The 11,078-nt window shown below is 66.7% G+C and carries 9 protein-coding genes; 5 read left to right on the plus strand and 4 right to left on the minus strand.

Annotation, left to right across the window (positions count from 1 at the left end):
• Window positions 1-151: 151 nt before the first annotated feature.
• The gene (locus tag VGH68_RS03425; RefSeq protein ID WP_331602098.1) at window positions 152-1,279 is read left to right on the plus strand and encodes a hybrid sensor histidine kinase/response regulator; all 1,128 of its coding nucleotides are present in this window, start codon (window positions 152-154) and stop codon (window positions 1,277-1,279) included.
• An 81-nt stretch (window positions 1,280-1,360) separates the two neighbouring features.
• Window positions 1,361-2,176 (plus strand): helix-turn-helix transcriptional regulator, encoded by an 816-nt coding sequence (locus VGH68_RS03430; RefSeq protein ID WP_331602099.1) that lies wholly within the window; start codon window positions 1,361-1,363, stop codon window positions 2,174-2,176.
• Between the two features lie 92 nt (window positions 2,177-2,268).
• On the opposite strand, the gene VGH68_RS03435 is transcribed toward VGH68_RS03430, so the two are convergent.
• Window positions 2,269-3,240, minus strand: a complete 972-nt coding sequence (locus tag VGH68_RS03435) for a LysR family transcriptional regulator (protein ID WP_331602100.1) — start codon at window positions 3,238-3,240, stop codon at window positions 2,269-2,271.
• Between the two features lie 222 nt (window positions 3,241-3,462).
• Here VGH68_RS03435 and VGH68_RS03440 point away from each other — a divergent pair, with 222 nt between their 5' ends.
• From VGH68_RS03440 to VGH68_RS03450, 3 genes are all read left to right on the plus strand, one after another.
• Window positions 3,463-4,662, plus strand: coding sequence for an amino acid aminotransferase (locus tag VGH68_RS03440; RefSeq protein WP_331602101.1), 1,200 nt, complete (start codon window positions 3,463-3,465; stop codon window positions 4,660-4,662).
• A gap of 122 nt (window positions 4,663-4,784) precedes the next feature.
• Complete coding sequence (locus VGH68_RS03445; RefSeq protein WP_331602106.1) at window positions 4,785-5,579, plus strand: class II aldolase/adducin family protein; 795 nt, start codon at window positions 4,785-4,787, stop codon at window positions 5,577-5,579.
• Window positions 5,580-5,673: 94 nt separating this feature from the next.
• Window positions 5,674-6,657 carry a 2-dehydropantoate 2-reductase gene (locus tag VGH68_RS03450; RefSeq protein ID WP_331602102.1) on the plus strand — a complete coding sequence of 328 codons (984 nt, stop codon included), beginning with the start codon at window positions 5,674-5,676 and terminating at the stop codon, window positions 6,655-6,657.
• A gap of 106 nt (window positions 6,658-6,763) precedes the next feature.
• Here VGH68_RS03450 and VGH68_RS03455 read toward each other — a convergent pair whose 3' ends face one another.
• The 3 genes from VGH68_RS03455 to VGH68_RS03465 form a co-directional block, all read right to left on the minus strand.
• Window positions 6,764-6,961, minus strand: a complete 198-nt coding sequence (locus VGH68_RS03455; RefSeq protein WP_331602103.1) for a hypothetical protein — start codon at window positions 6,959-6,961, stop codon at window positions 6,764-6,766.
• A gap of 21 nt (window positions 6,962-6,982) precedes the next feature.
• Window positions 6,983-8,701, minus strand: a complete 1,719-nt coding sequence (locus VGH68_RS03460) for an FAD-dependent oxidoreductase (RefSeq protein WP_331602104.1) — start codon at window positions 8,699-8,701, stop codon at window positions 6,983-6,985.
• Window positions 8,702-8,993: 292 nt separating this feature from the next.
• The gene (locus tag VGH68_RS03465) at window positions 8,994-10,967 is read right to left on the minus strand and encodes an AI-2E family transporter (RefSeq protein ID WP_331602105.1); all 1,974 of its coding nucleotides are present in this window, start codon (window positions 10,965-10,967) and stop codon (window positions 8,994-8,996) included.
• Between the last annotated feature and the right edge of the window lie 111 nt (window positions 10,968-11,078).

Genomic DNA, 11,078 nt, shown 5'->3' on the forward strand with positions numbered 1-11,078 from the left:
CACGTTCCGCGGCTACGAGGCGGGCGCGGTCGACTTTCTGTACAAGCCGTTCGATCCGCGCATCCTGCAATCGAAGGTCGACGTGTTCGTGCAACTGGAAGAGCAGAAGCGCCAGCTTGCCGCGCTGCCGGCTTCTCTGTAATTCGATGCCATGACGAACTCACCCGTGAACATCCTGATCGTCGACGACATCGTTCACAACATCACCGCGTTGCAAGCGTTGCTCGCGCGCCCCGAGGTCTCGGTGCTGGTCGCCGACTCCGGCACCGCCGCGCTCGATCTGCTGCTCAAGCACGAGGTCGCGCTGGCGATTCTCGACGTCAACATGCCGGGCATGAACGGCTTCGAGCTGGCGGCACTGATGCGCGGCAGTCCACGCACGTCGCACGTGCCGATCATCTTCCTGACCGCGACCTCGCAGGACGCGTCGCGCACCTTCCGCGGCTACGAAGCGGGCGCGGTCGACTTCCTCTACAAGCCGTTCGACCCACGCATCCTGCAATCGAAAGTCGACGTGTTCGTGCAGCTCGAACAGCAAAAACGCCAGCTCGCCGCGCAGCTCGTGACCACGCGCCAGATGCTCGAAGCCAATGAAATGCTGATGGCGGTGCTCAGCCACGATCTGCGCACGCCGCTCGGCGCGGTGCTCGCATCGGCCGAATATCTGATGCGCACGGCCGCCGACGAGCAGTCCGTGACGGTCGCCACGCGCGTGAAGAACAGCTCGCTGCGCATGGCGCGGATGGTCGATCAACTGCTCAATCTGGCGCGTTTGCAGGGCGGGCGCCTGCCGTTGCAACCGCGCTCGATCGAACTCGCCACGCTATGCCGCTCTGTGATCGATGAATTCGCGTCGCAAAAGAGCGGCAAGCGTATCGTGGTCACGTCCTCGGGCAATACGACCGGTGCGTGGGATACGGATCTAATGTGGCAGGCGGTATCGAATCTCGTCAGCAATGCGCTGCACCATGGCGCGCCGGACGGCGATATCGGCGTGCACGTCGATGGTGACGGGGAGGAATCTGTCCGGCTCACGGTGTCCAATCGCGGCACGATTCCGGCCGAGGTGTTCCCGCATCTGTTCAAGGCGTTCGGCGCGAACGGTAACGGTGCGCGCTCGCGCGAGGGGCTCGGGCTGGGCCTCCATATCGTGCAGGAGATCGCGCGGATGCATGGCGGCGGAGTGAGCGTCGAGTCGCACGACACGGCGGGAACGGCGTTTACGATCGAGCTGCCGCGGACGGTGAAGTTGCAGCGGGGGTCGTTCGTCCGTCGGTAGGCAACCGCCGCTGTGCTACGCTTGCCCGACCCACTTCCCGCCAAGCGTGCCTACGTCCACGCACAGCCCCCGACTTTCATCATGCGTTCCTGGCGCCTCGCTTCACCGCTGCGCAGCGGGCAGATCAGCACCGCGCGCGCCACCGATCTCGTCATGGCGATCTCGCAACCGGACGCCGACACGCTCGCCGCGAGCATTCTGCGCACGGCCGGCGAGTCGCTGCCGGTGTCGCAGTGCACGATCTTCGCGTATGAATTCGACGCCCGGCCGCGCACGGTGTCGGCGGCCGATCATCGCGGCGGGCGTTTTCTGCGCGACGTGGCCGAACGCTATGCCGCGCATTTCTACGCGCTCGACGGCAATCGCGCGATCATCGGCGACGCGCATGAGGCCCGAACCCACGCTCGCGATGCGCTGGTGCTGCACCAGCAGCGCAGCGACGAAATCGAGAACGACGCTTATCGCGCGGCCTGTTACGCGCAGCCGAACGTGTCCGACCGGCTGTCATTGCTGCTGCAGCCGATGGATAGCGTGTGGCTCTCGATCAATCTCTATCGCGATCGCGCGCACGGCGTGTTCGCGCCGGGCGAACTCGAAAGGATAGAAAGCATCGCGCCGCTGTTCGCGCATGCGGCGCGAGCCCATTACGCGCTGACAGGCCAGCACCAGCAGGGCACGGCCACGGCGATGCTCGCACGCGCGCGGCGCGTGTGCCCAGCGCTGACGCCGCGCGAACTCGACGTGCTGCGGGGCGTGCTCGACGGCGCCAGCGCCGCTGAAATCGCCGAGCGCATGGGCGTGAAACCCGCCAGTGTGGTCACGTATCAGAAGCGTGCTTATGCGCGGCTCGGCATTTCGAATCAGCGGCAGTTGTTCGCGCTGTGCATGCAGCCGTAGTCGCGACGGGCGGGCGTCGCGTGGGGCCGCTGCCGCGCAACGCCAGTCGCTGCACGCGCGTTATTGCGCGTTCAGCGCGTTCACGCGGTCATTCAGGCACTCAGCCGCGCTTCACCCGCGCTTCGCCCGCGCTTTAGCCGTCGTTCCACCTGCGTGTCGCGGTCCCAACGTTTCAGCCACGGCATCAGGAAATCCGCGAAACCATCGGCGGACGGCGACAGCGCGCGCTCGGTCGAGCGATACACACAGACCTCGCGAATCGTTTCGGGATCGACGATGCGCTTCATCACCAGCCCGAAGGTGCGCGCGAGCGGCGCGACATAGGCCGGCGCGAGCGTGACCGCCAGCCCTTGCGCGGCGAGGCCGAACGCGGTCGTCACGTTGTCGACGACGTCGACCGGAATGATGCGTGCCTGCGCCGGCAGGTTCGCGAGCATCTGCGCGACTGCGCGTTCGTGATCGCGGCCGGTCGCGACGATCGGCACGTCTCGCAGATGCGGCCACTGCACGCGGCGCCGCGCGGCGAGCGGATGCCCGGCAGCACACCACATCACCCATGGGCTCGCGAACGCCGGCTCGCGGCGCACCCGCGCGCCGCTTTGCCGGTCCGGCCCGATCGCCAGATCGATGTCGCCGCTCTCGACCCGCTCCACCAACTGCTCGACGCCGGTATCGCAGATGCGCACGACGACCTTCGGCTTGCCGCGCGCGTATTCGGCGATCGCTGCCGGCAGCGCGGTCGCGGCGATCACGAGCGGCGCGCCGACGCGCACGATGCCGGCCGCGCGGTTACGGATATCGTCGGCGGATTGGGACGCGGCGCGCACGTGGCGCAGCACCGAATCGGCGGAAGTAAGGAAATCCTGCCCCGCGCTCGACAGCGCGACGCGCCGGGTGGTGCGATCGAACAGCCGGAAGCCGAGTTCCGTTTCGAGTTCGGCGAGCAACTGGCTGACCGCCGACGAAGTCAGCCCGAGCCGTTCCGCCGCCGCGCCGATGCTGTGAAGATCGGCGATGGCGAGAAACGCTTCGAACTGGCGGATGGTGACGCGGGTAAGGGGCATGCGGCGATTCTAAAGAAAAACTTACGAATCGTGAAAAATCGGTTGATTGTGCGCGGCGCAGCAACAGGGGGACACTCGTGCGGGTCGACGTAGCCCGGCACACTGGCTTGGCTTAGACTGGAGCTTTGCCCAGCCGCCGGCCGCCGCGCCAGCCGTTAATTACGAACGACGCGCGCACAGCTGCAATCACAGGCCTTTCGAGGCCGTATTCAAGGATCCGCGATGTTCGACCACATTCCCGCCTACCCGGGCGACCCGATTCTGAGCCTGAACGAAGACTTTCAACTGGACCCCCGGTCGAACAAGGTCAACCTTAGCATCGGCATCTATTTCGACGACGCCGGCAAGCTGCCGGTCATCGACGCGGTGCGCCGCGCCGAAAGCGCGTTGCTCGACGCGATCGGCCCGCGTTCGTATCTGCCGATGGCCGGTCTGCCGTTGTATCGCGATGCCGCCCAGGCGCTGGTGTTCGGCGCCGACAGCGCGGCGCGCGCGGCCGGCCGGATCGCGACGCTGCAAACGCTGGGCGGCTCTGGCGCGCTGAAGGTCGGCGCCGATTTCCTGAAGCGCTATTTCCCCGGCTCGCAGATGTGGATCAGCGATCCGAGCTGGGAGAACCATCGTGTCGTGTTCGAAGGCGCGGGGCTCACCGTCAACACCTATCCGTACTACGACCCGCAAACGGGCGGTCTGCGTTTCGCCGAGATGCTTGCCGCGATCGACGCGCTGCCGGAAAAGAGCGTCGTGCTGCTGCACGCGTGCTGCCACAATCCGACCGGCGTCGATCTGAGCCCGGCGCAATGGGCGGAGCTGGTGCCGGTATTGCAGCGCCGCAAGCTGATCGCGTTCGTCGACATGGCCTACCAGGGCTTCGGCGCGGGCCTCGAAGACGACGCCGCGTGCGTGCGTCTGCTGACTGACGCCGACATCCCGCTGATAGTCGCCAATTCGTTCTCGAAGAACTTCTCGCTGTACGGCGAGCGCGTCGGCGCGTTGAGCGTCGTCTGCCAAAGCGCCGACGAAGCGGCGCGCGTGGCCGGCCAGCTGATGTCCGCGGTGCGCGCGAACTACAGCAATCCGCCGACGCACGGCGCGCGGCTCGTCGCGAACGTACTCGCGGACGCATCGCTGCGCGCGTCGTGGGAAGCCGAACTCGGCGCGATGCGCGAGCGCATTGTGGCGATGCGCAACACGATTTACGCGGGGCTCGAAGGCCGCGTCGACGAGGTGATGCGCACACGTTACGTCGCGCAGCGCGGTATGTTCACTTACACGGGGCTGTCCGAAAACCAGGTCGAACGGCTGCGCAGCGAATACGCGGTGTATGTGCTTCGCTCAGGGCGCATGTGCGTCGCGGGACTGAACGCGCGCAACGCGGAATACGTTGCGTCGTCGATCGCGGCGGTGGTCTCGGGCGCCTGAGGTACGGCTCCGGTAAGGCCGGCCGCCGGAGCATCCCGGCGATCGAGACGGGCAAACACGGCAAGACTCGATGAGCGGTGCGCGGACGCACCGCCATGACGACAATCACGGAGACAGGAATGATGAGCACCACCCTCGAAGCGCAACCGCCGCGCGCGCCGGCATCCGCCGCGATGCATCCGGACGAATGGCAGGCACGCGTGCAACTCGCCGCGTGTTACCGCATCTTCGATCTGCTCGGCTGGACCGAGATGATCTACAACCACATTACACTGCGCGTGCCCGCGAGCGTCAGTGGCGACGAGCGGCATTTCCTGATCAATCCGTTCGGGCTGCACTACAGTGAAGTCAGCGCGAGCAATCTGGTGAAGATCGACGCGCAGGGCCGCGTGCTGGACGGCTCGCCGTATCCGGTCAACCCGGCCGGCTTCGTCGTGCATGCGGCGATTCACGAAGGCTTGGCGGACGCGCACTGCGTGATGCACACGCATACGACGGCGGGCGTCGCGGTCGCCAGCCTCGAAGCGGGCTTGCAGCAGACCAACTTCTATAGCGCGCAGTTGCACGATCGCATCGCGTATCACGATTTCGAGGGCATCACGATCCATGCTGACGAGGGACCACGGCTGCTCGCGCATATCGGTGACAAACAGGCGGTGATTCTGCGCAACCATGGTCTGCTTGCATGGGGCCACACGTTGCCACAGACTTTTGCGATTCTGTGGACGCTCAATCGCGCGTGCGAAATCCAGATGGCGACGTTCTCGATGGGCGCCGCGCGGCCGGTGCCGGAAGCGGTGGCGATCCGCTGCTCGCGCGACGCGTTGCAGTTCGATCCACGCCACGGCGCCGGGCAGGACGTGTTCGACGCGCTGGTGCGGCGCGTGGACCGTATCGACGCGAGCTACCGGCAATGAGTGGGGGAAACAGCGCGTTGATAGACGCGCTATGAACGCGCCAACGCAGCGACAAGCGCGGCAATAAACGCAACGGCAGGCAAGGACTGAAGCGATGAAAGTAGCGATCTACGGCGCCGGTGCGATCGGCGGCTGGATGGGAATGAAGCTCGCACAGGCGGGGCACGGCGTGAGTGTGATCGCGCGCGGCGCGACGCTCGACGCGGTGCGCCAGCATGGCCTGCGTCTGATCGAAGGTGGCGTGATCTACGCCGAGCAGGTCAAGGCGAGCGACAAACCCGCGGACCTCGGCGCGCAGGAACTGCTGTTGATCGCCGTGAAAGCGCCGGCGATGGCGTCGGTGGCCGCGCAGGTCGCGCCACTGATCGGCCCGCATACGATCGTGCTGACCGCGATGAACGGCGTGCCGTGGTGGTTCTGCGACGGACTCGGCGGCGCCTTCGCCGGCCAGCGTCTAAAGTCGATCGATGCTGACGGCAAGATCGCCGCGGCGATTCCGACCGCGCAAACAGTTGGCTGCGTCGTCCATGCGAGCTGCCTGGTCGACGCGCCGGGCGTGATCCGGCATCACCAGGGCAATGGGCTGATCGTCGGCGAGGCGTCGGGTCAGCCGAGCGCGCGCGTCGAACGACTCACCGCGATGCTGCGCGCGGCGGGCTTCAACGCGACGATGTCGGCGCAGATTCAGCGCGACGTGTGGTTCAAGCTGTGGGGCAACATGACGATGAACCCGGTCAGCGCGATCACCGGCGCGACCACCGACCGGATTCTCGGTGACGAACTCGTGCGCGGCTTCGTCACGAACATCATGCTGGAGGCGAAGGAGATCGGCGCGCGCTTCGGCATTCCGATCGACCAGGCGCCCGACGACCGCCACGCGGTCACGCTGAAGCTCGGCGCGATGAAGACGTCGATGCTGCAGGACGTGCGGGCCGGCAAGGCGGTCGAACTGGACGCGCTGGTCGGCGCGGTGCGCGAGCTTGGGCAACTGACGGGCGTGCCGACGCCGCACACCGATGCTTTGCTCGGCCTGGCACGGCTGCATGCGAGCACGTTGGGGCTGTACCCGAAGCAGTGAGGTTGTGAAGCGTTTCGGGCGGGCGCCCCAACCTCGCAACATACGCGGAAAGCACACAAAAGAGCCGCCGCGCATTCATCGCACGGCGGTTTTTTACGCCACGCCGCTAGGAAGCCACCGCGACCGCCGCACCGGCGGGCAGCTTCGCCGCTTCGATCAACGACAACGCGCGCCGCGGGTCGTCCATGTCGGTCAGGCAAAGCAGCGCGAGGCGCGCCAGATAGAGCGGCGCCTGCGCTTCGCCTTGGTTCGTCAGCGTATTGCACAGCGTCGTATAGACGAGATCGAGATCGCTATCGGTCATGATGACGGACGTCCTTGCGCGTTAGATCGTGAGCGTTGCATCGAGCGCCTGGCGCACGGCCGCCGCGCTGCCGTTGCGCCACCGCGCGAGTACATGCCCGTCCGGGCGAATCAGATAGACGGTGCCGGGCTGCGCGTCGAGCATGTCGTGCAGGCGGCCGGTTGGGTCGATCGCATGCGGGCCGTTGGCGCGTTGCGAGTCGTTGGCGAGAATGCTGACGATGGCGAACGGAATGCGCTTGCTGGTCAGCGCGCTTTGCAGTTGCTGCCACGTTTCGTCGCTTGCGCGGTCCGGAGAAAAGCACAGCACGGTGAAGCAGGGGCCGAGCAGATCCGTCAGATGGATGCCGGTGTGTGCGCCGTCATCGGTGGTGCGCAGTAGTCTGCATTCGGGCAGCACCGTGCCGGGCGCCGGGCCGCCGCCAAATTCGTCGGAGCCAGCCGGGACGTGATTGAGCGGCGAGCTCGTGTACGCAATCGGATGCGTCTGGCGCGGATTGATCAGCGGCCGCACCGCCGCATGCCGCTCGGCAAGACTCAGCACCGCGGTGCGCAGCAGATCGAACGCGAAGGTCGGCGGCGCCATGAATTCGGTGCTCTTCATCCCGTAGCTCAGATTTTCGCGCGCCGCATGCACGCGCTCCTCGCTATAGCTGTCGAGCAGCGCTGGCGACGCGCTACCGTTGATCACGCAAGCCAGCTTCCAGCCGAGGTTATCGGCGTCGTCGATGCCCGAATTCGCGCCGCGCACGCCGAAGATCGGCACCAGATGCGCGGCGTCGCCAGCGAACAGCACCGCGCCGTGGCGATAGCGCTCGAGCGTCAGCGCGTTGGCCTTATAGATCGTGATCCAGATCGGCGACCACGCGCCCGTTTCGCCCATCGAATCGAGCACGCTCTGCACGCGCGGCATCACGTTTTCGGGCAGCACGGCCGCGCCGGCATCCTCGTCGTCGCGCAGTTGATAGTCGATGCGCCACACGTTGTCGGGCTGTTTGTGCACCAGCACGGTCGAGCCGGGATTGGACGGCGGGTCGAAGTAGGCGAGCCGTTCGGTTGCGCGCGTGCTGTCCAGTTCGATGTCGACGATCACGTAGCGGCCTTCGTAGGTCGTGCCGGTCAGCTTCAGGCCGAGCAGATCGCGCATCGTGCTGCGTCCGCCGTCGCAGGCGACGACCCATTCGGCGTCCATTTTCCAGCTCGTAGCGGCCGCGTCGGCGCTGCGCAAGGTCAGCGTCGCACCGCGTTCGGGCTCTTGCTCGATACCGGTTACGCGCGTCTGCCAGCGCACGTCGATCAGATCGGGGTGCCGTTCGATCTCGTCGAGCAGCAACTGTTCGATCTGATACTGCGCGATGTTGATCATCGGCGGCAGCGACTGTTCGTCGTCCTGGTGCATCGCGAAGCGGAACACCTCGGTGTCGCGATAGAAACTGCGCCCGCCGGTCCACGCAAGGCCTTTGCGCAGAAAGCCGTCGACGATGCCGAGCCGCTTGAAGATTTCCAGGCTGCGCCGCGAGATGCAGATCGCACGGCTGCCGGTACAGACGCTGTCGTCGGCTTCGATCAGCACCGAACGCACGCGCTGGCGCGCCAACGCGAGCGCGAGCGTCATGCCGACTGGGCCGCCGCCGACGATCGCGACCGCGTGCCTAAGCGGCTCGCGTGCGTCGACGAGCGACGGCACGCGCGCCGGATAGCGGCGCGGCTCGAACGGATAGGGCGTGAACGGGCGGGTCATACGCATCTCCTGAATCTTTTCGTGCTTCTGGCTGGCGCGCGCCGCTGCGAGGCGCGGCTGCGGGTCTCCGCTTTTTCCGGCGCGGGCCGCGTTCGCGCGTCCGCGAGTCGGCATGAAGGCGCCAATCGTTCGATGCAGTATGCAGCAGCCCCCGCGCGCGGCTGTCCTCATTTTGGGTACAACCCCGCGCGCGCCCGCACAAAAAAACCGCGAGGCGCTTGCGCATCCTCGCGGCTTTGCGATCGCGAAACGTGCTTCGATCCGCGCCGGCTTCAATCGGTTAAATCGGCTATCAGTCCGCTCCCGCCGTAAACGACGCCTGTCGCGCCGGCACCCCGCCCGTTGCCGCCTGGCATTGCTCGATCATCGCGCGAAAGGTCGGCGACGCCTGCAACGCGCCGTTCGGATCCAGCTCCGCGCCGCTGTCCGACACCTCGCCGACGCCGACGCCGACCACCAGCGTCGCGCGCGGCCGCCATTCGCGCGTGCGCCGCAGCATGTTGCGCAGATACGGCGGCGAATCCGGCGCGTCGAGCGAGATGATGCAGATGATCGGCGCGTCCTTGAAGCTCGGTTCGTCGGCACTCGCGCTGCGATAGCCGGAGTGCGTGGCCGTCAGCGGCGCGAAGCCCTGGCGCCCGAGCAGTTGCGCGGCGATCGCGGTGCTCACTTCGTCGAACGCACCGCGGCCGGGCACGCAGAGCACCGCCGTGCGGTGCGTGTCCGGCGCTTCTTGCGAGCGCGCGAGCACATGGCTGTCATGACGCTCCGACGAAGCCGCGGACGTCGATGGCCGTACCGGAGCCAGCGGCGCGCCGCCGTTATCGGCCATGTCGACGCGCATCAGCGAATCCTCGAGTCCTTCCGCGATTTCGAGGTTTTCGACGATATCGACGAGCGCATTGTTGACCCGCTGAAGCTGGTCCGGCATCAGCACGCCGCGCAGCGCGTCGCTGCGCGCGAGCCGCAGTCCTTCGAGCACGACCTTGTCATAGTAGTCGATCAGCGACATCTCGCGCAACAGACGCTCGGCCTGCACGATCGCCTCGTGCGGATCGTCGGCGAGCAGCCGCTGGTAGAAGTTCTGCGCGGGGCTGAGCGCTGGCTGGTCGCCGAGCAGCACGGTCAGAAAGTTCAGGCGATCGGCGTAGCGCCCGAGCGTGACCACGCACAGCGTGAGCGGCGTCGACAGCACTAGCCCGATCGGCCCCCACAGCCAGCTCCAGAAGATCGCCGCGACCACCACCGCGAGCGGCGACAGCCCCGAGCGATGTCCGTACAGCAGCGGCTCGGCAATCTGACCGGCGGCCACGTCGACGACAATGAACAGAATCAGCGTATACACGGCCATCGTCCATTGCGGCTGGATCGCGGCTGCGAGAAAGACCGCGAGGATCGCGGCGATCCAGATGCCGATATACGGCACGAAGCGCAGCAGCGCGGCGATCACGCCGAACAGAAGCGCACCCGGCACGCCGATGATCGCGAGCCCGATCGCGATCACGCAGCCCGCGCTGAGATTCACGCCGAGCTGCGCGACGAAGTAGCGCGACAGCCGCACGGCGGCGTCGTTGATCGCGGTGGTGGTGCGATGCAGGTCGCGCGAGCCGAACAGGCTGATCAGCCGGTCGCGCAGATCCTCGCGCTGCAGCAGGATGAAGATCGTCACGACCAGCACGATAAAGGTCGTCTCGATCGGCGCGATCGCCGGCGACAGCGCACGCTGCGCGAGTTGCACCGGCGTCGGCGCGGGCTGGTGCACCTCGACCTGTTGCGGCACCTGCGGCGCATTGCGCGCGGCGCGCCCGGTCGGGCGCGGCGGTGGGGGACGCGACGGCGCCATCCGCTGCAGCGCGCCGGCGGCGCTGCTCATCAGAGAATCGGCACGGCCGACGGTTTTTTCCTGCACGGTTTCGATCTTCTGCTCGATCGCTTCCTGGTACTGCGGCAGGTCGCCGGCCAGTTGCACGAGCTGCGCGCCGATCAGCGCGCCGACCGCGAGCAGCGACGCGAGCGCGAACAGCACCGCGATGAAGATCGAGGTCAACTGGCCCATATGCAGACGCCTGAGCATCTGCACGAGCGGCGCGAGCAGGAAGCTCAGCAGCACCGACAACGTGATCGGAATCAGCACCGCCCGGCCGAAGTACAGCCCGCAGACGACCACCACGCCGGTGATAAGCGACACCAGCCCGTGCAGGCCCGGCGTGCCTGGCGGGTAGACCCGGTTAGGCCGCCCCTGCGGCGGCGGTAGCGATATTTTCATTTGAATGGACTTTCCGGTTGCGAAGCGCTGCCAGCCGTTTGGTGGCACAGGCGGCAGCAAGACTGATGCCTGGATTGTAGGCGCTCTGGCGGGTGTGGACTGGCGCAGTGG

Source organism: Paraburkholderia sp. (assembly GCF_036488505.1).
In the GTDB taxonomy this organism is placed as follows: Bacteria; Pseudomonadota; Gammaproteobacteria; order Burkholderiales; family Burkholderiaceae; genus Paraburkholderia.

What these genes read in the sequence shown, in the direction of transcription:
- VGH68_RS03440 (WP_331602101.1), top strand. Translation starts at nt 3,463, where the DNA reads ATGTTCGACCACATTCCCGCCTACCCGGGCGACCCGATTCTGAGCCTG.
- VGH68_RS03460 (WP_331602104.1), bottom strand. Translation starts at nt 8,701, where the DNA reads ATGACCCGCCCGTTCACGCCCTATCCGTTCGAGCCGCGCCGCTATCCG.
- VGH68_RS03465 (WP_331602105.1), bottom strand. Translation starts at nt 10,967, where the DNA reads ATGAAAATATCGCTACCGCCGCCGCAGGGGCGGCCTAACCGGGTCTAC.
- VGH68_RS03445 (WP_331602106.1), top strand. Translation starts at nt 4,785, where the DNA reads ATGAGCACCACCCTCGAAGCGCAACCGCCGCGCGCGCCGGCATCCGCC.
- VGH68_RS03430 (WP_331602099.1), top strand. Translation starts at nt 1,361, where the DNA reads ATGCGTTCCTGGCGCCTCGCTTCACCGCTGCGCAGCGGGCAGATCAGC.
- VGH68_RS03450 (WP_331602102.1), top strand. Translation starts at nt 5,674, where the DNA reads ATGAAAGTAGCGATCTACGGCGCCGGTGCGATCGGCGGCTGGATGGGA.
- VGH68_RS03435 (WP_331602100.1), bottom strand. Translation starts at nt 3,240, where the DNA reads ATGCCCCTTACCCGCGTCACCATCCGCCAGTTCGAAGCGTTTCTCGCC.
- VGH68_RS03455 (WP_331602103.1), bottom strand. Translation starts at nt 6,961, where the DNA reads ATGACCGATAGCGATCTCGATCTCGTCTATACGACGCTGTGCAATACG.
- VGH68_RS03425 (WP_331602098.1), top strand. Translation starts at nt 152, where the DNA reads ATGACGAACTCACCCGTGAACATCCTGATCGTCGACGACATCGTTCAC.